Here is a 21,344-nt window from a genome sequence, read left to right as displayed (position 1 = left end):
TCGAGCTGCCCCTCCGTCGGCAGAGGGCGCGCGGGCGGGTCGGAGTACTTGCTAAGTGCGCATCTTGTCGGCTACGGCGGTGGCGAAGCCGGTTAGGGCGTCGTGGCCTTCGGCGGACATGGCCCACGGGTTGAAGCTGACGCGGCCCTTGGTGTGGGCGGCGTGCTCCATGGCGAGTTCGGGGCGGCTGAGCAGGCGGAGGGTGTAGGCGGCGGCCTGGTGGGCCTCGATGTCGGCCGGTTCGGGGTGGTGGCCGGGGCGCCACCAGTTGGCGCGGGCGTCCAGGAGCATGTCGCGGCGATCGAGGATCAGTGACTGCAACCGGGCGTCATGCTCCGCCTGCGGCCTCGTCGCGTCCTGGGCGATGTCGACGGTCGCCTCGGCGAGCACCAGCGACAGGATCCCGGTACCGAGCGCCCGGTACGGCTGCGTCTTGTACGCCGTGTCCCGGCCGAACCGGAGCAGATCCTCGACCGGCCCCCGGGTCCACTTCGGCGCGAGGATCTGCACCTGTCGCGCGTGCACGAGGTACGAGTCCGGCTGCCGCGCCACCGCGTTGGCGAAGACGAGTTCTTTGTCCTGGGCCGAGAACTGCAGCCCGAGCGCGACCCACTGCAGCGGACACCACGGCGTGGCATCGTCCGGCGCCGCGTCGATCGCGGCGGTGATCATGTCGTTCGCGGTCCGCAGGATATCGTGAAACGTGGCGAACTGCTGCGACGACACGTTCACGGCCCGCTGGGCGGTCCGCACCTCCCACGCCTCGAAGATCAGCGTCTGCGCCAGCCACACGAGCAGCTCCGGATCCCCCGGCAACGCCTGCAACCGCAACTCGAGCTGCTCACTCCGCCCGATCGCGGCATTCGCCAGCCCGGTCATCCGGATCGCCCGCAGATCGGTACTGATCGGGCTCGCCTTCAGCAACCCCAGCCCGGCCGACAGATCATCCCCCGCACGAACAGCCGCGTACGCCGCATCGAGCTCCGGATCATCCCAGGACTGATCGAGCCGAAGCCCCTCAGTACTGACCCGCCGCTTCCGAGAGAAGATCCCCACCTGTCGGATCGTAGACGGCCCCAGGCCCGGCGTACGACGAACCGAGGCGCGACGCAGGAGCGGCGAACCTGGGATGGGCGGGTTGGAGCGCCGACGGAGCGGAGTACTAGCCGCGGCCGGCGTACGGCATGCCGGCGGCCATGACGGTGAGGGTGGGGACGGCGACCGTGGTGGGGAGTTGGGCGATCTGGACCACGAAGTCGGCGACGACCCTCGGGTCGAAGGTGGGCTCGACGGCGGTGGAGCCGTCGGGTTGGAGGACGCCCTGGCTCATCCTGGCGGTCATCGAGGTGGCGGCGTTGCCGATGTCGATCTGGCCGCACGTGATGCCGTGGGCTCGGCCTTCCAGTTCGAGGCCCTTGGTCAGGCCGCTGATCGCGTGCTTGCTCGCGGTGTAGGCGATCCCGTGCGGCCTCGGCACGTGCGCCGAGATGGAGCCGTTGTTGATGATCCGGCCACCTTTGGGGTCCTGCCGCACCATCAGCGCGAAGGCCTCCCGCGCGCACAGGAACGAGCCGGTCAGGTTGGTTTCGATCACCCGCCGCCAGTCCTCGTCCGACACGTCCTGTACTGCGGCGGCCGGCGACCCGGTGCCCGCGTTGTTGACCAGCAGGTCGATCCGATCGAGCGACCGGAAGAACGCCGAGACGGCTGACCCGTCCGCCACATCCAGTACTGCGGTGCGCACCTCGCCGACCCCGGCCGCACCGACACCGGCCACTCCCTCGGCGGCGGCCGCGGTCTCACGGAGTCTGGTCTCCGTCCGCCCGGTCACCGTCACCTGGAAACCGACAGCCGCGAGGGCCAGCGCCATCTCCCGCCCGAGCCCGGACCCACCCCCGGTCACCACCGCAACCTTCTGCATCCCAGTCTCCTCCTCGTCAGCCGACCCGACTCATCAAACCCCACCCCTTCCCCACTGACTTCGGCAGCCTGGAAGTTGCCTGTGCGTGATCGGTGAACTACCTATGGTTAACGACTTGCAGCCATGCAAACAGAGTCGGAAACTCATTTGCGTGTATCACGCAAGCATGTATATGCTTGCACCATGCATGTAAATGACGGATGGATGCCTCAGACGCCGGTGGAGGGCGTGCTGCACGCGTTCACCCGGATCGGCCGCCGGCTGAAGGCGAAGCAACCCGGTGACACGATCGACCCCAGCGCCCACCTGGCGCTGTTCGTGCTGCGGTGCAACGGCGCGCTGCGGCTGTCGGATCTGGCCAGCAAGATGGAGATCGACGCCTCGACCGCCAGCCGGCACGTCCGGTCGCTCGAGCAGGTGGGCCTGGTCCGCCGCTCCGCCGACCCCGACGACGGCCGCGCCTTCCGGGTCGAGCTGACCGAGCAGGGCACCCAGGAGTGGGAAGCCGCCTCCAAGCGCCGGATGGAGTTGCTCAGCCGGGCCATGGACGGCTGGACCGACTCCGACATCGAGACCTTCGAGAAGTTGATGACCCGGTTCGCCGAAGGGGTCACCAGTCTTGTCGACGACCGCGCCGACGGACGCGCCTGGGCCGACAAGGGCTGGGCCGCCGCGATGGCCGCCCAGCGCAAGCCGGCCGTTGCCGCCGCGCACCTGAATTCCGAAGAGAACGTGGAGAATAACCAATGAGCACGACCGAGCCCGCCACCGCCGGCGGCGCCGCGCCTGAACCCAGCGCACCAAACTATCTGTCACACAAGCAGATCCTGGTGATTCTCGGCGGCCTGATGGCCGGCATGTTCCTGGCCGCTCTCGACCAGAGCATCGTCGGAACCGCGCTGCCGCAGATCGTCAGCGAGTTCAACAGCCTGGACAAGCTGTCCTGGGTCGTCACCGCCTACCTGTTGACCTCGACCGCCTCCACTCCGTTGTGGGGCAAGATCTCCGACCTCTACGGCCGCCGCCCGCTGTTCATCGCGGCGATCGTCACCTTCCTGGCCGGCTCCGTGCTGGCCGCGCTGTCGCAGAACATCGAGGAACTGATCGGCTTCCGCGCCGTCCAGGGTCTCGGCGCCGGCGGTCTGATGTCGCTCGCGTTCGCCACCATCGGCGACGTGATCCCGCCGCGCGAGCGCGGTAAGTACATGGGGTACTTCGGTGCCGTCTTCGGACTGTCCTCGGTCGCCGGACCGCTGCTCGGTGGTGTCCTCACCGACGGTCCCGGCTGGCGCTGGATCTTCTGGATCAACCTGCCGATCGGCCTGGTCGCGCTGGTCATCGTGGCTGCCGTCCTCAAGCTGCCGCACGTGAAGCGCAGCCACAAGATCGACTACCTCGGCGCCGCGATCGTCACCGGCGCAGTCACCACGCTGCTGCTCGCGATCTCCTGGAGCGGACCGGGCAACGGCTGGGGCAACGGCACCACCATCGCCCTGCTGGTCGGCGCGATCGTCCTGGCCGTCGCGTTCGTCCTGGTCGAACTGCGGGTGGCCGAGCCGATCATCCCGATGGACCTGTTCAAGGGCCGGATCTTCTCGGGCTACGCCGCGTACGCGTTCCTCCTCGGCTTCGCGATGTTCGGCGCGCTGATCTTCCTGCCGCTCTACCTGCAGGCGGTCAAGGACCTGTCCCCGACCCGTTCGGGCCTGGCCCTGCTGCCGATGATCGTCGGTATCTTCAGCGCCTCGATCCCCAGCGGGCAGCTGATGAGCAAGACCGGCCGCTACAAGGTCTACCCGATCATCTCCTCGGTCCTGGTCGGCGGCGCCATGGTGCTGCTGTCCACGCTGTCGATGAGCACGCCGTACTGGCACCTGGCGATCTTCATGTTCATCATGGGCGCCGGTCTGGGTCTGTCGATGCAGATCACCGTCACCGCCGCGCAGAACAGCGTGCCCCGCAAGCACATGGGCACGGCGACCTCGACGATGACGTTCTTCCGGTCCATGGGTGGCGCGATCGGTACCGCCGTGTACGGCGCGGTGCTGACCAGCCGGCTGGAGGTCCACCTGCGCGATATCGTGCCGAACGCCACGCAGACCATGATCGACGGACTCGCCAAGGCGGCGAACAGCGTCCAGGCGCTGCACAGCCTGAAGGAGCCGATGAAGGGCTGGGCCCTGCACGGTCTGGTGGACTCGATGGGAGACGTCTTCCTGGTCTCGCTGCCGTTCCTGGCGATCGCCCTCGTCCTCGCGGTGATCACCCCCGAGCAGCGACTGGCCGGTCGTTCCGACGGCCCGCAGAAGCCCGAGGACGAGAACGTGGACGCCTCCGCGGCCGCCGCGATGCACTGACCCGCAGTACCACGAACAGCCGCCGCCCGGGACTCCCCGGGCGGCGGCTGTTTCCGTGTCCGGCGGCTGCCGCCTTGCCCGGGTCGCGGCTGTCCCGTTGTCCCGGGCGGATAGGCTCCGGGTGATGTCGCGACTAGAGGCCTTCGGCAACCAACTGGTCGAGTTCCACCTGTGGTTGCGGGACCAGCTCGACCAGCTGAGCGACGACGTGGACGAGGCGCTCCACTCCCCCGACGCCGCCGTCCGGCCGATCGCGAGGGATCTCCGCACCCACTGCCTCACCTTCTGCCAGGCACTCGGCGCCCACCACACCGGCGAGGACGAAGGTGCTTTCCCGGTGATCGCCGAGCACTACCCCGAGCTCCGACCGGTCCTCGAGGAGCTAGCCCGCGACCACCACCTGGTGACAGAGGCGCTGCGCCGCCTGGAGACCCTGGACCACCACGACCCGCAGTACCTGCGCCAAGAACTCGACACCCTCGCGGCCCTCCTCGAAACCCACTTCACCTACGAGGAACGCAAAATCACCGAGGCCCTCAACGCCCTCACTACCAGCACCCCCGAGGACAGAGCCCAGCTGAGCCGCCCGTTTCGCCGTACGGGGTCAGATTGAGGGATCGGATGGTTCGGGGGGTGGGCTGTGCGGTCTTCGGCGGGGTAGGGGGCGTGGGGGTTCTGGGTCTACGTCGTTGCCGGCCAGGTGGTTGACGATGGTGTTGACGACGGCGGCGGTTGGTACTGCGATCAGGGCGCCGACGATTCCCGCGACCACCACGCCGGTCGCGATTGCGAGGATGACTGCCAGCGGGTGGACGCTGACGGCCCGGCCGAGGAGGAACGGCTGGAGCACGTGCGCCTCCAGTTGCTGCACGCCGATCACGACGCCCAGCATGATGATCGCGACGATCGGGCCCTTGGCGACCAGCGCGACCAGGACCGCGACGATGCCGCTGACCAGGGCGCCGACCACTGGCACGAATGCGCCGACGAAGACCAGGATCCCGATCGCGCTGACCAGCGGCAGCCCGAGGATCGCCGCGCCGAGCGCGATCCCGAAGGCGTCCACGAACGCGACGATGATGGTCGCGCGGACGAAGGCCGTCAGCGACACCCAGGCCTTCCGCCCGGACGAGTCCGCCTTCTCGCGTGCATGCCGCGGGAACAGCCGGACCACCCAGGCCCAGATCTGCTCGCCCTGGTAGAGGAAGAAGAACAGGCAGAACAGGGCGATGAAGAGCCCGGCCACCACGTGGGTCGCCGTCGTACCGACCTCGGCCGCGCGCTGACCGAGCGCGCCGCCGCTCATGATGGACTCGCGGAGATTGTTCAGGGAGTTGGTGATGTCCTGCTCGGACAGCCCGAAGTTGATCCGGAGCAGGTCGCGCACCTTCTGCACACCTTCGCCGACCTGGGTCGACAGCCGGTCGAACTGGTTCGCGATCTGCGTACCGACCAACGTCAGCAGTCCGGCGATCACCACGATCGTGCCGAGCACGGTGATGCCGGCGGATGGGCCGCGCGGCAATCCCAACTTGTGCAACCCCAGCGTCACAGGAATGAGCAAGGCGGTCAGCAGCACTCCGACCGTGACCGGGACGACGACCTCGGAGAGGTAGCGCATCCCCCAGCCGATCACCACGACCGCGGCTACGATCACCAGGAAGCGCCAGGCCCACGCACTCGCGATCTGCATCCCCGGCGTGACCCCGAGATCCACCGGCCCCTTGCTGGACGCCGCCACCAGATGCTTTTCCGGGTCCGGGACGACCGTGTCGCTGACCTCCCCGGCGACGCCGTTGTCCGCTACGGGACTCGGCTCGTCGCGTCCGACCTCCGGCACCGCGGCCGAGTCGTCCCGCCCCACCGGCTCGTCCGGTCCGCTCATGACACCTCCGGGATCTTAGTTGTCCCGAGACTAGTGCCCCGCTTCGACCGTTCCATGAATGTGGGCGGCTAGTCCTTCAGCCGTTGCTGGATCAAGATCTGCGAGGAGTCCGACGCCCGCGAGGACGTAGTCGGTATCGACACAGGTGCGTGCGTCGGACGGGACCAGCCAGCCCTCCTCCTGGGCGCCGGCGGCAACCGAGCCGAGGATCCGGGCCGCCACCTCGGGCCCGTTGTGCCGCAGCACTCCCCCGGACCCGACCAGCAGGTCGACCTCGCGCAGGTCCTTCCCGGACCGCTCGATCACGCGCCCACCCGGCCCGAACACCACCCGCTGCCGTCCGGCGTGCCGCCGCAGCGCCACCGTCGCGGCCACCCGCGCCAGCGTCTCGTCGTACGACGCCTCGACCGCCCCGCCCGGCAGGTACGACGGGTCATCGTGTCGCCGTGTCGCCGCCTGCGCCAGCTCGGCGTCATCCGCGGAGACCAGCCCGGCCTCGATTCCCGCGGCAACCACCGGTACTGCGCTCCACCGCATGCCGAGGTCGCCTTCGACCGTGCGGGTGACCGGGTGGGTCGCCACCACCTCGCGGCCGAGGTTCGCGTCCTCGGGGTCCAGTTCGATCACCGAGTGCACGTCGGTGGTCGCGCCGCCGATGTCCACCACGGCGACGTCCCCGTGCAGCTTGGCGAGCACCTCGACACCCCGCAGTACGACGTCCGGAGTGGCGGCGCGGACCATCGCGGCGAAGCCTGGATCGCGAGACAGGTTCTTCCCGCCGATCACGTGGGCAAGGAACATCTCGCGGATCGCGGCTCGCGCGCTGTCCGGGGCGAACACGCCGATCTCCGGCACCACGTTGTCCGCGAGCACGTGCGGAACGCTTGCCTCCGACAACATCTCCGCGATTGACGCCTGCGCCTCGACGTTGCCGGCCGTCACCACCGGACGACGCCACCGGTACTTCGCCAGCACGGACGCGGCCTGGGTGATCACGGCCGAGTTGCCGCCGTCCGTACCGCCCAGGAGCAGTACGACATCGGGGCGCTCGGCCCGCAACTTCTTCAACGACGTTGCCGTCAGCCCACCGTTGACCACGGCAACCACCCGGCCGCCGCTGGACAACGCGACCCGGCGGCCCGCCTCCGCGGTGACCAGTTCCTCGTTGCCGACGACACCGATCCGCAGTCCCCCGCCCGCACTCGAGCAGGCGAGCACCTCGGCCGTGGCGACGCCGGAGTCCGCCGCCAGCAACGCAGTACGGCAGGCATGCCAGCCGTCCATCACGTCGGTGTCGACGGTGGTGCGGTGTTCGGCCCGGGCGATCAGGTCACCCGAGCCGGCGTCCACCGCGATCGCTTTGGTGAAGGTCGACCCGAAGTCGACCGCAACCACCAGGCTCACGGCTGGTGGCTCTCCACGAGACGTGCCACTAGGACAGCGCGCGGTCGAGGTCCGTCAGCAGGTCATCGATCGTCTCGATGCCGACGCTGAGCCGGACCAGGTCGGCCGGGACCTCCAGCGGAGTGCCCGCGACCGAGGCGTGCGTCATCTTGCCCGGGTGCTCGATCAGCGACTCCACGCCGCCGAGCGATTCGCCCAGGATGAAGACCTCGGCCTTGTTGCAGATGTCGATCGCGTGCTGCTCGCCGCCGGAGACCCGGAACGACACGATCCCGCCGTACCGCTTCATCTGCTTGGCGGCGGTCTCGTGGCCGGGGTGGCCGTCGACGCCCGGGTACAGCACCGAGGTGACGTCCTTGTGGCGCTGCAGGAACTCGACGACCTTCTCCGCGTTGTCGCTGTGCCGGTCCATCCGGACGCCGAGCGTCTTGATGCCGCGCAGTACCAGCCAGGAGTCGAACGGCCCGGCGACGGCGCCGATCGCGTTCTGGTGGAAGGCGATCTTCTCGGCCAGTTCCGCGTCGCGGACGATCAGCGCGCCGCCGACCACGTCCGAGTGCCCACCCATGTACTTCGTGGTCGAGTGCACGACCACGTCTGCGCCCAGTTCGAGCGGCTGCTGCAGGTACGGCGAGGCGAAGGTGTTGTCGACGACCAGCAGGGCGCCGGCGTCGTGCGCGATCTGCGCCACGATCGCGATGTCGGCCACGTTCAGCAGCGGGTTCGTCGGCGTCTCGAGCCAGACCACCTTGGTCTTGCCCGGGCGGATCGCGGCCCGGATCGCGGCCGGGTGCGTCACCGCGGCCGGGGTCATCTCGACACCCCAGGCGCCGAGCACCTTGGAGAACAGCCGGAACGTGCCGCCGTACGCGTCGTCGGGGAAGACCACGTGGTCACCCGGCACGCAGAGCGAGCGGATCAGGGTGTCTTCGGCGGCGAGACCGCTGGCGAAGGCGAAGCCCCGGGTGCCCGACTCGATCGCGGCCAGACACTCCTCGAGCGCGGTCCGGGTCGGGTTGGCCGACCGGGAGTACTCGTAGCCGTTGCGGAGCCCGCCGACACCGTCCTGCTTGTAGGTGCTGGTCGCATAGATCGGCGGCACCACCGCTCCGGTGGTGGGGTCGGGCTCGTTCCCGGCGTGGATGGCAAGCGTCTCGAAGCCGTACTGGTGTTCGTGATTCACCGGACCAGCGTAAGGCCTGGTCCTATCCGGCCGAGCAGCCCGTCCACAGTGGCGACATCGACCGCCCGAGAGCCTGTGGACAGCGGGTGGCGATGACCCTGCCGGAGCCCTACGGTTTGCGGGATGACGCGCAGTCGCGGACGGAAGGAACGACGCGGATGAAGACGCAGGACAGGCCGCTCGACGAGGACGCCCAGGCGATGGCGGAGCTCGCCGAGGTTCCGGACTGGACCGCTGTGGCGGGGCCTGACACCGAGGACACCGGGATGGAGGTCGTCCGCGCCCTCGTGCACCGGGTCTCCGCTGCGACCGGCTGGCAGCCGTGGCCGCTGGAGGCAACCGACACCATCGACGAGACGTCCGCCGGCTGGGGGTTCGTCACTCCGCGCGGAACCACCATGATCGCGTTCGCCGGGTTGGTCTTCTCCGACTGCCGCAACAGCGGCTGGTCGGCGTACCAGATCGGGCCGGACGACATCGAGCAGGCCGAGACGGGGCTCGACGCGCACTGGCCGGACCACCTGGAGCTGGCCCGCAAGCACTGGGGTGAGCCCGACTACGTCGGCGACGAAAGCAGCCCGGCGTTCCTGGACGAGTGGGCCCCCGGCGCGGGCGCGGACCGGCGGCACCTCGCCGTCTGGCTTCGCCCGGGCGCCCAGTTCCAGCTGTTCACCAGCAAGCCGACGCGGGACCCGCTGACTCCGGCGGTCGGCGTCAACTACGCGGTCTACCTCGACTAGGAGTTCGGATGAGCACACCCCACCAGGGCCCGGGCATGTACCCGCAGAACGACCAGCAGGCTGCACTGGCGTGGCTCGCGAGCCTCGACCAGAACCAGCAGGTGGCGCTGCGCCGCTCGATCCAGACCCACCAGGCGCTCGCGCCGATCTACAACGCGGTCAACCGGGTCGTCCAGGTCGTCCGGCAGACCGCGGCCCGGCTGAGCGACTACGCCCAGCGGCTGGCCAGTTCTGTGCGCCAGTTCGGGCAGAGCACGGCAACCCGGGCGGGCGAGGTACGGCAGGCCACCACCAACCGGGCGACGGAGATCGGTCAGAACACCGCGAACCGGGTGGGCGAGGTGCGCCAGGCGGTGACGGAGTTCGGTCAGAACACGGTCGCTCGCGCGACTGAGCTCGGGCAGCAGGCCACTGACCTGGGTCGTCGTGGTGTCGAGGGTGTGACCGCGGCTGGGCAGCAGGCAGCTGATCTCGGACGGCGTGGCGCCGAGGCCGTGGTCGGCGCGGGCCGGACGGCTGTCGCGGCGACGGCGGGCTTCGGGCAGCGGGTTGCCGAAGGTGGGCGGCAGGCCGTGGCCAGCGTGTCCCGCTGGGTTCAGGAGCAGCGGACCAACGCCACGACTCGGGCGCAGGCGGCCGGGGCGGCGTACCAGGCCTTCCGGCACGACCCGACCCTCAGCCAGTCGGGGATGTCGCAGAAGGAGGTGCTGGAGCTGGGACAGAAGTTCCACGCTCTGGTCACCGCCCAGAACCCGGAGGAGCGGGCGGCTGCCGCTCAGCAGTTGGTCCAGGCCGCCGAAGGCCTAAAGACCCCGAACCAGCCAGCTCAGCCCCAGACCCCCGGTCAGCAGACCCCGGGTCAGCCGGGCCAGGAAGCGCAGGAGCCGGGCACCGGGAGGCACCGGGCCGAGGATCCGGCGTGGGCACTCCAAGGCACGGCGCCCGCCAGTCAGGCCGTCGCCACGAAGCCCGGCGGACAGCAGAGCGAGACCGCCACCACCGGCCAGGGCAAGCCCCGCGAGACCGGCCACGAACTCTGACCCACTGAGCTATACAACCGCCGACGCCGCCAGGGGATCCCTTGGCGGCGTCGCTGTGTTCAGGTGCCTGCTAGAGCTTGGACTCGGTGGGGGTGGAGCGGCGGGCTAGGACTGCGGTGGCGGCGTCGAGGAGGACTGTTCGGAGTTCGGCGTCGCTGAGCTCGGTCTGGTCGGTGCCGGCGGCCAGGGCGGCGCCGATGACCTCGACCGACGCTGCCGCGAGGACTCGGTCCTTGGCTGTGGGGTTGGGGCCCGCCAACCAGAGCTGGAAGTTTCGACTGCGGTCGATCAGCGTTTCCAGGTCCTCGCCGAAGGCCGCGAGCACGGCCGCCACGTCCCGCAGTACGGTCGGGCCTGTCGCGCGGTGCTTGATCACCACATCGAGGTAGGCGCCGAGCAGTTCGCGCTCGGACTCGGGCGACCACTCCACCTGGTCGACGAGCGACAGCACCTGCTGGATGTCGTCCAGGAAGGTGCCGATGATCGCCTTCAGCAGGTCCTGCTTGGACGAGTAGTGGTAGTACAGCGACGCCTTGGTGATGCCGACCTGTTCGGCGATCTCGCGCAGGCTCGTCTTCTCGTAGCCGCGACTGGAGAACAGCTCGAGCGCCGCCTGGTGGATCTCGGACTTGGTGTCCCGGGTCCGGTCTCTGGTCCCGTCGCGGGGACTCGTCGCGTGCTGCACGTCACCACCTTCTCACTTCTCTTGCCTACCGGGCGGCAGGTAGTCTACCTACCGACCGGCAGGTAGACAGTGAATCAGGAGGGGTCCCGTGTTCACCAAGCTCGGACGATTCGTCGTCCACAATCCCTGGAAGGTGATCGCCGCGTGGGTGATCGCGGCCATCGCCGTGGTCGCGTTCGCGCCGTCGCTCGCGGATGTCACCAACAAGGACCAGGCGAGCTTCCTGCCTGACTCCTACGAGTCGGTCCAGGCGCAGAAACTGGCCGCCGACGCGTTCGGCCAGACCAACGACGCGACCGCGAGCATCGTGATCAAGCGGGGCGACGGCGGCGCGCTGACCGCGGCCGACCAGGCGAAGGCCGCCGACCTCGCGAGCAAGATCACCGCCGCGAAGATCGATCGGGTCACCGGCGCCGTGACCGGTCCGCAGGCGGTCTCCCCCAACAAGCAGGTCCAGTTGATCAGCGTCGGGCTGAAGGGACTGCCGGACGACCAGGCCGTGCTCGACGCGGTGCAGCACGTCCGAGACCTGACCGGACCAGCCGTTGCCGACAGCAGACTCCAGTACGGCGTGACCGGTGACGCCGCGCTCTTCCTCGACAACCAGGACGCCTTCAACAACGCCTTCGTGGTGGTCGGTATCGCCACCGTCGTGCTGATCATCGGGTTGCTGCTGTTCATCTACCGCAGCCCGGTCGCCGCGTTCCTGCCGATCCTCACAGTCGGCCTGGTCAGCGCGATCGCGCCCGGCCTGATCGCGCTGGCGGCGAAGGCGTTCGACCTGCAGGTGACGCAGGATCTGCAGACCATCCTGACCGTGGTGCTCTACGGGGTCGGCACGGACTACATCCTGTTCCTGCTGTTCCGGTACCGCGAACGCCTCCGCGCCGGCGAGCAGCCGAAGGCGGCGCTGGTCTCCGCGACGGCCCGCGTGTCCGAGGTGATCGTGTCGGCCGCCGGCGCCATCGTGGTGGCCTTCAGCGCGTTGCTGCTGGCTGTGTTCGGCGGCTTCAAGAGCCTCGGTCCAGGCCTCGCGATCGCCGTCGCGGTGATGGCCTTCGCCGCGATCACGCTGATCCCGGCCGTCGTGTCGCTACTCGGCCCGAAGGTGTTCTGGCCGTCGAAGTCCTGGCAGAAGACGCCGAAGGGCGCGATGTTCAAGCGGTTCGGCCGATTCACCGCCCGTCGTCCAGCCGTGGTCGCGTTGATCTCGGGTGGCCTGATGGTCGCCCTGGCGCTCGGCGCGCTCGGGATGAAGGTCGACTACGACGCCTTCAGCCAACTCCCGAAGGACACGGAGTCCGCTCGCGCCGTCAAGGACCTGCAGGCAGGCTTCCCGGCCGGCGCGCTCAACCCGACCACTGTCTACCTCCGGAGCACTGACGGTACGCCGCTGAACCCCGCCGAGCTCCAGTCGTACGCCGGGAAACTGGCGAAGGTGAACGGCGTCGGTTCGGTCCTCCCGGCCGCCCCCGACGGATCACTGGCACTGCTCAATCCGGACAAGACCGTCGCGCAGATCAACGTCGTACTGGCGGACCCGCCGTACGCGAAGTCGGCGCTGGATCTGGTCGATGGCGCGCTCCGGGACGCCGCGCACGCCGAGGCTCCTGCCGGTACGACCGCGCTGCTCGGAGGGGTCAGCGCGAGCTACACCGACATCCGGGACGCCAACAGCCGCGACCTGTCGGTGATCTTCCCGGTCGCGGGCGGGTTGATCGCGATCATCCTGGCGCTGTTGCTGCGGAGCCTGCTGGCGCCGTTGCTGCTGATGGTCGCGGTGGTGCTCAGCTTCTTCAGCACCACCGGCGCGACGGTGCTGGTTTTCCAGGGCGCGGCCGGGCACGCCGGCGTGACGTTCTCGCTGCCGATCATGCTCTATCTGTTCGTCGTTGCCATCGGCACCGACTACAACATCCTGATGATCGCCCGGCTGCGGGAGGAGGCCGAACGCGGTACGAGTCCACGGGAGGCAGCGGACCTGGCGATCGAGCACGGCGGGCCGTCGGTGGCTGCGGCCGGGTTGATCCTGGCGGGCACGTTCTCGTCGCTGATGCTCGCCGGGATGGCGCTGCTCACGGAGATGGGCTTCTCGGTCGCCGCGGGGATCGCGATCTCCGCGTTCGTGATGTCGATCTTCCTGGTGCCGAGCGTCATCGCGCTGCTCGGTCCACGCGCCTGGTGGCCGCGCAAACTCAAGCTTCAGGCTGCTCCTGAGGCCGAGGAGAAGGAGTTGGAACCGCTGGCACGCTGAGCTTCACCGTGAACAGCGGCAGCAGGAGGTGAACTATCGGTCCGATCGCCAACGCGTAGGCGACTGTCCCGAGGCCGACGACACCACCTAGCAGCCAGCCGATCCCGAGCACGATCACCTCGATCGTCGTACGGACCAGTCGCACGCTGAGCCCGGTCCGCCGTACGAGTCCTGTCATCAGGCCGTCGCGCGGACCGGGCCCGAACTGGGCGCCGATGTACATCGCGCCGGCCAGGCCGTTCACCACGATCCCGGCGACCATGAAGACCGCTCGCAGCCACAGCTCGTCCGGCCGGGCGACGGTGTTCAGCGTCAGGTCGGTGACCAGGCCGATCACGATGGCGTTGCTGATCGTGCCGAGGCCGGGCCACTGCCGCAGCGGGATCCACGCGAGCAGCACCACGAAGCTCATCGCGATCACGACCGTACCGAAGCTGACGTCCAGGTGCTTGGTGATGCCGGAGTGCAGGACGTCCCAGGGGTCCAGGCCGAGGTTGCCCTGGATCATCAGACCCATCGAGGCGCCGTACAGGAACAGTCCCAGGTAGAGCTGGACCAGGCGGCGCGGGAGTTGGCCAGCCTGCAGTTGCTGGATCGGGTTCAGGGCGGCCAACTGCCTGCGCTGGGCGGGCATGGCTTCAGAAGTGGCAGTCACACGTCCCAGTCTGCGACTGATTGGCCTGGTGCTCGATAGCCAATTGAGCAATAGTGGACTGCATGACAGGGCAACATCTCCCCGCGAGCACCTTGAGCGGTCTGCTCGGCACCTGGTCCGACACGGCCGGACCGGCGTACCGCGCGCTGGCCGACCGGCTCCGGCTGCTGATCGCGGACGGGCGGATCATGCCGGGCGCACGGCTGCCCAGTGAGCGCGAGTTGACCGACGCGCTCGGGGTCAGCCGTACCACGGTCGCCTCGGCGTACCGGGAACTGCGCGACCGCGGGTACCTGACCAGTCGGCGTGGTTCCGGGAGCGTCACCTCGCTGCCGTCCAAGGTCGAGCCCGAGCTCGGGCGCCACCACGCGCCGGGGATCGACACCGACGGGCTCTACGACTTCACCTGCGCCGCGTCGCCCGCAGTACCGGGGATCAGTACTGCGGTCGCCGAGGCGATGGAGGATCTCCCCCGGCACCTGGCGACGCCTGGTTACCACCCGCAAGGGCTGCCGCAGCTTCGCGAGCAGATCGCTGCGTCTTACCAGGCAAGAGGGTTGCCGACCTCGCCGGACCAGATCATCGTCACCGCCGGCGCGCTGGCTGCGACCTCGATCGCGATCCGGGCGATGACGCAGATCGGCGACCGGGTGCTGACCGAGAGCCCGACCCACCCGAACTCGGTCGACGCGATCCGGCGCAGCGGCTGCCGCGTGGTCGCCGCCCCGATGAGCCCGAACGGCTGGGACCTTCCTTTGCTGGAGGCAACGATCCGGCAGTCGGCGCCGCGAGCCGCCTGGCTGGTGGTGGATTTCCAGAACCCGACCGGGTGGTTGATGTCCGCCGCCGACCGCCAGCGGCTCGCGATCGCCTTCGCCCGCAGCCGGACCACCGCGATCATCGACGAGACCCTGTTCGAGCTGTCGCTCGACGGTCAGGAGACGCCGCCGCCGTTCGCGCTGTTCGACCCGAGCGGGGTGATCACGGTCGGGTCGGTGAGCAAGTCGTTCTGGGGCGGTCTGCGGATCGGGTGGCTGCGGGTCCCGGAAACCCTGGTCGCGCGCATCCTCGACGCCCGCGCCTCGATGGACCTCGGTGCTCCCGTCCTCGAGCAGCTCGTCGTCTCACGGTTGCTGCTTTCTCGTTCCGAGATCCTGCCCGAGCGCCGAGCCGATCTGGCGGTGCGTCGGGACGCGCTGGCTTCCGCACTCCGTACTGCGTTGCCGTCGTGGCGGTTCGAGCTTCCCGGCGGCGGGTTGTCCCTGTGGTGCGAGTTGCCCGAGCCGGTGGGGTCCAGCTTGGTCGGGGTGGCGCAGCGGAACGGAGTACTGGTGGTCGCTGGGTCACGGTTCTCGCCCGATGGTGGTTTGGAGTCCTTCCTGCGGCTGCCTTTCACCCTGGACCCGGACACGCTGCGTGACGCAGTACAGCGTCTGGCTCTGTCGTACGGGTCACTTGCCGCGGGGCCGCCTGCTCGCCGTACCGCCGCGATGATCGCTTGACGTAAACGCCCCGTAATCGGCCGGGGGAAGGTTCACCCGCGGCGTCGCGTTGGGACACTATGAGAGTCATTCTGCGAGAGGCGTGAGATGTCGTTCTTCAACCGCAAGACAGCCCTGGTCGAGCCCGAGGCCGCCCTGCCCGGCCGGCCCCAGCCCGGATTCGCCGTACCGGCGGAGAACATCGTGCTCGGTACGCCGCAGACCGCACCCGCCCCCGAGGGGTTCGCCGAGGTGTGGTTCGGTACCGGCTGTTTCTGGGGCACCGAGGAGATCTTCTGGCAGCAGCCGGGGGTCTACACCACCGCGGTCGGCTACGCGGGCGGGTATACGCCGTACCCGTCGTACGAGGAGGTCTGCAGCGGGGGCACGGGTCACACCGAGGCCGTCCGGGTTGTCTACGACCCGACCAAGACCACCTTCACCGACCTGCTGAAGGTCTTCTGGGAGACGCACGACCCGACACAGGGCATGCGCCAGGGCAACGACCTGGGCTCCCAGTACCGTTCGGCGATCTACTACACCACCGATGAGCAGAAGGCCGAGGCCGAGCGCACCCGCGACCTCTACGCCCCGGTCATCAAGCCCCTCGGCTACGGCGACATCACCACCGAGATCGCCCCCGTCGGCACCTTCTACTACGCCGAGGGCTACCACCAGCAGTATTTGCGGAAGGTCCCTAACGGGTATCGGTGCCACAGCAACACCGGCGTCCCGTTCCCGGCAGACGCATAACAGCAGACTGAAGACTGAGGGCACCCCTTCGCGGTGGTGCCCTCGGTCGTCAGAGTCCGGTGGTTCTCGACTGCGCTGTTCTCGCTGCCTGTTCGAGGACGTGGACGAGGATCCGGTGCAGGGATCCACGCCGACTGTCCCCACGTGCTTTGGCTTCCAGTCAACCGTTCACACCGACTTGGCCCGTCGCTGAGCGTGATGAACCGGTTCCGCTTGACCGCGGCCTTCCGGGCGACGGCCTTCCCGGCCCTTGGAGGCTGAGTGCAGTAGCTTGCCGGCGGCCATCACGACCGCACCGAGTGTTGCGCCATAAGGTTGGCCGGTGAGCATCTTTCGCCGCCCGACCGACCCCACCGAAGACGCACTCCGACGCCTGTCCAAGAGGCTGCGGTGGTTCCGGCCGTCCCTCGCCGACGCCCCCACGTCGTACTTGCAACTCGGGCACCTCGCCCAGCATCGGCTGTGTCCAGCGATTGAGCAGGGTGACGCGGCTCCGGTGGTGACCGCCCTCGCCATCACCGAAGAGGCCCTGGCGGGTGCCAATCTCGACCACGAGCCCAGTGCCAAGCTCGACCACGCGCTCACGCTGGGCCTGGTCGAAGTGGTGAGCAACTGGTGCTCTTGGCCGGAGACGCCACCGGAGGTGGTTGCGACGATCGAGGCAGGCATGGGACCGATGACCCGCGGGCGGTGGAACTCCGTCCGGGACCAGGGCAACGCCGTGGCCGACTGGATCCGCAACGGAGGTGCAGCCGACCGCACCGGCGAAACGCCGGCGGCGTACCGGGAGATCAAGAACGCCGATCTCCGATTCCTCACCCGGTCAACCCGGCAGTACATCGATGAGACGACGGCCGTCGGCACTGCCGACCGTGTGCGGTTCGAGAAGTCCACCGGTCAGGGCGTGTAGCCGTGCCCGGGTCGCCTGATGTTCATCTACATAGCGCAGTAACCCGACGCGTTCTATCGCCTCGCCATCATCGCTACCACCAGCAGTATTTGCGGAAGGTCCCGAACGGCTACAGATGCCACAGCACCACCGGCGTACCCTTCCCTGCCGACGGCTGATCCGCTGCGGTGACGCGAGGGTCGCACCTAGCGGCTCTCGCGGGCGGAAGGCGTGACCTACTGAGTGGTCTCTGTCGGTGCTGGGGTGAGCGATCTAATGCGGCGGCGGAGCCGTCGTGGCCAGTACCACTGGGTGTACAGGAGGACGGCGGGAACCAGTGCACCCAGCAATGCCCATGGCGACTCGCTGACAGCCCCAGTGACAGTGCCGATCAACAGAAACACCATCACGAGGATGGACAGCCTGCGAGTCCGTCCGGTGTAGTCCGCCAGGTATGTGGAAGCGATGCGCAGCGCCGCCGATCGGACCTCTTCGTCCTTAGGTACAGCGCCGCCCATTACGGCGCGATGAGCCAGGCGGACCTTGTCGGCCGGCAGACCGCCCTCAGCGTCCTTCATCCCTCGTTGCCACCTGGCACTCCACCAACCCGCCACCAGCCCGAACGGAACGCCAGTGACAAGCGCGCCCACGCCGGCCGCGGTCCAACTCGACCCGTCGAGCTTGGTGAACGCCCCCATCACCACCCCGAACAAGACGCCGCCCATCACAGCTGAAACCCACCAGGTGAGTTCGGGTTGCTCTGTACGCACATGGTGATCATCCACCAGAGGTAGCCCCCTGTCGTGTTCTATCGCCTTCTTGGTATCGCTCCCACCAGCAGTACCTCGACAAGAACCCCAACGGCTACAGGTGCCACAGCAACACCGGCGTACCGTTCCCGGCAGACGCATAGCCCCACCCGTACTGGTCGCTAGGCCAGGTACCGACGCTCGACTGCGCCTGGCGGAGGTCCGTTGAGAACTTCTGTCGGTAGCCTGTCGGATCCGGCGCGCGGCGTTCGTAGTACGGGTGAGAGGTGGCCGAAGGAGGCTGCCCGGGACAAGGAGTGATGAGATGCCGCGATACCTGATCTCGTTCGAGAAGGGCGCGATGGCCCACATCCCCGATGAGGACTTTGCCGACGTGGGCAAGGCTGCCCACGCGGTGGTCCAGGAGGCCAAGGACGCCGGCGTGTTCATCTTCGGCGGCGGGCTGAGGTACGACGACGACGACGTGGAGCACGCCGTGGTGGAGACCGACGGGACGATCACCGACGGCCCCTTCCCGGAGAGCAAGGAGCTCATCGGCGGCGGGATGATCGTCGACGTACCCACCCGCGAGGCCGCGTTGGAGTGGGCCGCGAAGAACGCGGTCGCCTGCCGCTGTGCTCAGGACGTCCGCAAGTTCATGTTCGACCCGGAGCAGGAAGACTGACCCCAACGGCTACAGGTGCGACAGCAACAACACAGGGGTACCTTTCCCGGGCTGACGCCTGACGGGTGCACCGCGATGGCCCCTGGACTCTCTGAGCTCAGGGGCATCAGGCGTATTTGAGCGCCTCCTGGACCGGAGCGGCATGCCGTGGGCCGGCCGATGGCGCCGCCGGTCCCTGAAAGGTTCCGGGTTCTTGCGCTCCGCCACATTTCAGGTCTCAAATGGCTGGTGAAGCTTGGCGAACGGGCAACTCGGGGTGCGGTAGGCCGACCACTGCACTGCGGGTGCCGACATGCTGACGTTCGGTCGTCACTCCAGTGGCACGCGACCAGCATGGAGGCAACCCATGAAGTTCACCTCTCAGATGACCCGCCGCAGAGCGCTGGGCCTGGCAACTGCGTCCCTGATCATCTCCGCCGGCCTGATCACCCCGACAACCTCGTTGGGTGCGGCCGCCGGAGGTACGCGCGCGATCCCCAGCGGCGGAACGACGAGCATCCAGACGCGTCCGTTCGGCGTGGACGGTCTCCAGCAACCGGAGCTGCGGCCCGGCGGCCGGGAAGAGGAGGAAGGCGACGGCGAGGCCGGTCAGTTCACCCGTCCGCGCCCGGGGTTCAAGAACGGCAAGTTCCCGAAGAAGCCGCTCGACGCACCGGTCGTCGCGTCCAGCGCCGTGGCCGGCTCCAACCCGGATGTCCAGGCGAGCGTGAACGGCCTGACCCACCGCGACCAGCGCCTCGCCAACGGCGGCAACCAGTTCTCGCTCGAGCCGCCCGACCAGGCGCTGTGTGTCGGCAGCGGGTTCGTCGTCGAGGCGGTCAACAGCGTGCTGCGGGTCCGCAGCTCCGCGAACGCCGCCGCGCTGAGCGGGGTCCAGGACCTCAACACGTTCTTCGGCTACCCGGCCGCGGTCAACCGCACGACCGGCGTGATCGGTCCGCAGGTCATCGATCCGGTGTGCTTGTACGACCCGGACAACCAGCGCTTCATGGTGGTCCTCACCACCTTGGGCAGCCTGCCGAACGGCGACTTCACCGGCAAGAACACGATCGACCTCGCGGTGTCGAACACCAGCAGCCCGCTCGGAACCTGGACCATCTACCACGTCCCGGCGCAGAACGACGGGACCGACGGCACGCCCGACCACGGCTGCACCGTCGACGGTGTCGTCCACGGCCCGTGCTTCCAGGACTACCCGCACATCGGTCAGGATGCCAACGGCGTGTACGTGTCGACCAACGAGTACGACCTGTTCGGGCCGAACTTCAACGCCGCGCAGATCTTCGCGTTCTCGAAGGCACAGCTCGCCGGCCACCCGGCCAGTGTCAACCTGACCCTGATAGAGAACCTCGCCGTCGACGGCTCGCCGGGCTTCACCGTCTGGCCGGCCAACTCGCCGGCCGGGGAGTACTCCAGCGAGCGGAACGGCACGGAGTACGCGCTGAGCACGATCGCCGGTGACGGCAGCGAGACCGGCAACCCGACCGGTACCGCGCGCCGGCTGGGCATCTGGGCGATCACCAACACCGCGTCGCTGGACACCGCGTCTCCGGACCTCGGCATCACGAGCCGGCTGACGAACAGCCAGACGTACGTGTTCCCGCCGAAGTCGGACCAGAAGCCGGGCGACATCCCGCTCGGCGAGTGCATCAACGACACGACGATGCCGACACCGTTCGGTCCGGGGTGCTGGCAGGCGTTCTTCCTGCCCGAGGACGAGCCCGCGCACGACGAGGTGGAGTCCACGCCGGACTCGCTGGATTCCCGGATGCAGCAGACCTGGTACGTCAACGGCACCCTGTGGGGTTCCTCCGGTACTGCGGTCAGGGTGAACGGCGAACTCAAGGCGGGCGTCGCCTGGTTCGCGGTGAGCCCGAAGATCAACGGCGCCGGCAAGATCGAGGGACGGGTGACCAAGCAGGGTTACATCGCCCTCGCGAACAACAACCTGACCATGCCGGCCATCGCCTTCACCCCGGCCGGCAAGGGTGCGATCGCGTTCACGGTCCTCGGCGAGACCAACTTCCCGAGCGCGGGTTACGTCCGCATCGACGAGAGCGGGTCGGTGGGGCCGATCCACGTCGCGGCCGCGGGGCTCGGGCCGGCTGACGGTTTCACCTCGTACAAGGCGTTCGTCGGGGATCCGCCGCGGACCCGTTGGGGTGACTACGGCGCCGCCGTGACCGACGGCGGCAACATCTGGTTGGCGTCGGAGTACATCGGCCAGACCTGCACATTGGCGGAATACTTCCCCTCGCCGACCCTGGCCAATTTCGGAAGCTGCGGAGGCACGCGCACCAGTCTCGGAAACTGGTACACCAGGCTCACCAAGCTCAGTCAGTGAACTGGGCCGTGAGCTGAACGACTGCGGACCGGGCGCCTCGTCCGGTCCGCAGCCCTGTAGGCGTGGCACGCCGCTGCCACCAAGGTCTGATCTGAGGCCGCGCGCACCAAGTCGACTGATCACTCCTATGGCGATCTGGACGAAGCGGACTGCACCACCGTCGGCACGTCCGGACGCACCAACCCCTACTCGATCGGAAGATACATAGCCGAGCAGCCGCAGCGCTGAGATCCCGTGAGAATTCTGCCAGTAGCCTGTCGGATCCGGAGTGAGGCGTTCGTTGCAGGGGTGAGAGTCGGCCGGAGACTGGCCGCCGGGA

19 protein-coding genes are annotated in these 21,344 nt (G+C 68.5%); 11 read left to right on the top strand and 8 right to left on the bottom strand.

Annotation, left to right across the window (positions count from 1 at the left end; genetic code table 11):
• Nucleotides 1-51: 51 nt before the first annotated feature.
• Nucleotides 52-1,056 (bottom strand): hypothetical protein, encoded by a 1,005-nt coding sequence (locus tag EV648_RS12190; RefSeq protein WP_132289327.1) that lies wholly within the window; start codon nucleotides 1,054-1,056, stop codon nucleotides 52-54.
• A 106-nt stretch (nucleotides 1,057-1,162) separates the two neighbouring features.
• Nucleotides 1,163-1,921 (bottom strand): SDR family oxidoreductase, encoded by a 759-nt coding sequence (locus EV648_RS12185; protein WP_132289324.1) that lies wholly within the window; start codon nucleotides 1,919-1,921, stop codon nucleotides 1,163-1,165.
• Between the two features lie 204 nt (nucleotides 1,922-2,125).
• Between EV648_RS12185 and EV648_RS12180 the strand changes: the two genes are divergently transcribed.
• From EV648_RS12180 to EV648_RS12170, 3 genes are all read left to right on the top strand, one after another.
• Entirely contained in the window at nucleotides 2,126-2,671 is a 546-nt protein-coding gene (locus tag EV648_RS12180) for a MarR family winged helix-turn-helix transcriptional regulator (protein WP_241995071.1), read from the top strand.
• Nucleotides 2,668-4,278 (top strand): MDR family MFS transporter, encoded by a 1,611-nt coding sequence (locus tag EV648_RS12175; protein WP_132289318.1) that lies wholly within the window; start codon nucleotides 2,668-2,670, stop codon nucleotides 4,276-4,278. The genes EV648_RS12180 and EV648_RS12175 overlap by 4 nt, the downstream gene beginning before the upstream one ends.
• Before the next feature lie 124 nt (nucleotides 4,279-4,402).
• Entirely contained in the window at nucleotides 4,403-4,891 is a 489-nt protein-coding gene (locus EV648_RS12170; RefSeq protein WP_132289315.1) for a hemerythrin domain-containing protein, read from the top strand.
• Here the strand turns inward: EV648_RS12170 and EV648_RS12165 are convergent.
• The 3 genes from EV648_RS12165 to EV648_RS12155 are packed head-to-tail and all read right to left on the bottom strand — an operon-like array spanning nucleotide 4,883 to nucleotide 8,750.
• The gene (locus tag EV648_RS12165) at nucleotides 4,883-6,163 is read right to left on the bottom strand and encodes an AI-2E family transporter (RefSeq protein WP_132289312.1); all 1,281 of its coding nucleotides are present in this window, start codon (nucleotides 6,161-6,163) and stop codon (nucleotides 4,883-4,885) included. The genes EV648_RS12170 and EV648_RS12165 overlap by 9 nt on opposite strands.
• A 30-nt stretch (nucleotides 6,164-6,193) precedes the next feature.
• Nucleotides 6,194-7,567 (bottom strand): glutamate mutase L, encoded by a 1,374-nt coding sequence (locus EV648_RS12160; protein ID WP_132289309.1) that lies wholly within the window; start codon nucleotides 7,565-7,567, stop codon nucleotides 6,194-6,196.
• A gap of 28 nt (nucleotides 7,568-7,595) precedes the next feature.
• Complete coding sequence (locus EV648_RS12155; protein WP_132289306.1) at nucleotides 7,596-8,750, bottom strand: cystathionine gamma-synthase; 1,155 nt, start codon at nucleotides 8,748-8,750, stop codon at nucleotides 7,596-7,598.
• A 158-nt stretch (nucleotides 8,751-8,908) separates the two neighbouring features.
• Here EV648_RS12155 and EV648_RS12150 point away from each other — a divergent pair, with 158 nt between their 5' ends.
• The gene (locus EV648_RS12150; protein WP_132289303.1) at nucleotides 8,909-9,490 is read left to right on the top strand and encodes a hypothetical protein; all 582 of its coding nucleotides are present in this window, start codon (nucleotides 8,909-8,911) and stop codon (nucleotides 9,488-9,490) included.
• A gap of 8 nt (nucleotides 9,491-9,498) precedes the next feature.
• Entirely contained in the window at nucleotides 9,499-10,530 is a 1,032-nt protein-coding gene (locus tag EV648_RS12145; RefSeq protein WP_132289300.1) for a hypothetical protein, read from the top strand.
• A 70-nt stretch (nucleotides 10,531-10,600) separates the two neighbouring features.
• On the opposite strand, the gene EV648_RS12140 is transcribed toward EV648_RS12145, so the two are convergent.
• A complete protein-coding gene (locus EV648_RS12140; protein ID WP_132289297.1) occupies nucleotides 10,601-11,215 on the bottom strand; it encodes a TetR/AcrR family transcriptional regulator in 615 nt (204 codons plus the stop codon).
• A gap of 88 nt (nucleotides 11,216-11,303) precedes the next feature.
• On the opposite strand from EV648_RS12140, the gene EV648_RS12135 reads away from it, so the two are divergent.
• The gene (locus EV648_RS12135; protein WP_132289294.1) at nucleotides 11,304-13,469 is read left to right on the top strand and encodes an MMPL family transporter; all 2,166 of its coding nucleotides are present in this window, start codon (nucleotides 11,304-11,306) and stop codon (nucleotides 13,467-13,469) included.
• On the opposite strand, the gene EV648_RS12130 is transcribed toward EV648_RS12135, so the two are convergent.
• A complete protein-coding gene (locus EV648_RS12130) occupies nucleotides 13,411-14,124 on the bottom strand; it encodes a YitT family protein (RefSeq protein WP_132289291.1) in 714 nt (237 codons plus the stop codon). The two genes, EV648_RS12135 and EV648_RS12130, sit on opposite strands and share 59 nt — an antisense overlap.
• A gap of 62 nt (nucleotides 14,125-14,186) precedes the next feature.
• Here EV648_RS12130 and EV648_RS12125 point away from each other — a divergent pair, with 62 nt between their 5' ends.
• From EV648_RS12125 to EV648_RS12115, 3 genes are all read left to right on the top strand, one after another.
• On the top strand, nucleotides 14,187-15,626 hold the full coding sequence (locus tag EV648_RS12125; protein ID WP_132289288.1) for a PLP-dependent aminotransferase family protein: 1,440 nt from the start codon (nucleotides 14,187-14,189) through the stop codon (nucleotides 15,624-15,626).
• 87 nt (nucleotides 15,627-15,713) lie between these two features.
• A complete protein-coding gene (gene msrA / locus EV648_RS12120; protein WP_132289285.1) occupies nucleotides 15,714-16,358 on the top strand; it encodes a peptide-methionine (S)-S-oxide reductase MsrA in 645 nt (214 codons plus the stop codon).
• Nucleotides 16,359-16,680: 322 nt separating this feature from the next.
• Nucleotides 16,681-17,268: a hypothetical protein gene (locus EV648_RS12115; protein ID WP_132289282.1), complete on the top strand. Its 588-nt coding sequence runs from the start codon at nucleotides 16,681-16,683 to the stop codon at nucleotides 17,266-17,268.
• A 215-nt stretch (nucleotides 17,269-17,483) separates the two neighbouring features.
• Here EV648_RS12115 and EV648_RS12105 read toward each other — a convergent pair whose 3' ends face one another.
• Complete coding sequence (locus EV648_RS12105; RefSeq protein ID WP_132289279.1) at nucleotides 17,484-18,017, bottom strand: hypothetical protein; 534 nt, start codon at nucleotides 18,015-18,017, stop codon at nucleotides 17,484-17,486.
• A gap of 304 nt (nucleotides 18,018-18,321) precedes the next feature.
• Here EV648_RS12105 and EV648_RS12095 point away from each other — a divergent pair, with 304 nt between their 5' ends.
• Both EV648_RS12095 and EV648_RS12090 read left to right on the top strand, forming a co-directional pair.
• Nucleotides 18,322-18,681: a YciI family protein gene (locus tag EV648_RS12095; RefSeq protein ID WP_132289276.1), complete on the top strand. Its 360-nt coding sequence runs from the start codon at nucleotides 18,322-18,324 to the stop codon at nucleotides 18,679-18,681.
• Nucleotides 18,682-19,027: 346 nt separating this feature from the next.
• The gene (locus EV648_RS12090; protein ID WP_132289273.1) at nucleotides 19,028-21,025 is read left to right on the top strand and encodes a hypothetical protein; all 1,998 of its coding nucleotides are present in this window, start codon (nucleotides 19,028-19,030) and stop codon (nucleotides 21,023-21,025) included.
• Nucleotides 21,026-21,344 lie beyond the last annotated feature (319 nt).

It is taken from the genome of Kribbella sp. VKM Ac-2568 (assembly GCF_004345365.1).
GTDB lineage: Bacteria > Actinomycetota > Actinomycetes > Propionibacteriales > Kribbellaceae > Kribbella > Kribbella orskensis.
The sequence above is the reverse complement of the archived record's forward strand: the minus strand, read 5'-3'. Positions and strand labels throughout refer to the sequence as shown.

Coding starts and splice junctions, on each gene's coding strand:
- EV648_RS12150 (WP_132289303.1), top strand. CDS start 8,909: ATGAAGACGCAGGACAGGCCGCTCGACGAGGACGCCCAGGCGATGGCG.
- EV648_RS12090 (WP_132289273.1), top strand. CDS start 19,028: ATGAAGTTCACCTCTCAGATGACCCGCCGCAGAGCGCTGGGCCTGGCA.
- EV648_RS12175 (WP_132289318.1), top strand. CDS start 2,668: ATGAGCACGACCGAGCCCGCCACCGCCGGCGGCGCCGCGCCTGAACCC.
- EV648_RS12125 (WP_132289288.1), top strand. CDS start 14,187: ATGACAGGGCAACATCTCCCCGCGAGCACCTTGAGCGGTCTGCTCGGC.
- EV648_RS12170 (WP_132289315.1), top strand. CDS start 4,403: ATGTCGCGACTAGAGGCCTTCGGCAACCAACTGGTCGAGTTCCACCTG.
- EV648_RS12165 (WP_132289312.1), bottom strand. CDS start 6,163: ATGAGCGGACCGGACGAGCCGGTGGGGCGGGACGACTCGGCCGCGGTG.
- EV648_RS12095 (WP_132289276.1), top strand. CDS start 18,322: ATGCCGCGATACCTGATCTCGTTCGAGAAGGGCGCGATGGCCCACATC.
- EV648_RS12145 (WP_132289300.1), top strand. CDS start 9,499: ATGAGCACACCCCACCAGGGCCCGGGCATGTACCCGCAGAACGACCAG.
- EV648_RS12185 (WP_132289324.1), bottom strand. CDS start 1,921: ATGCAGAAGGTTGCGGTGGTGACCGGGGGTGGGTCCGGGCTCGGGCGG.
- EV648_RS12180 (WP_241995071.1), top strand. CDS start 2,126: ATGCCTCAGACGCCGGTGGAGGGCGTGCTGCACGCGTTCACCCGGATC.
- msrA (WP_132289285.1), top strand. CDS start 15,714: ATGTCGTTCTTCAACCGCAAGACAGCCCTGGTCGAGCCCGAGGCCGCC.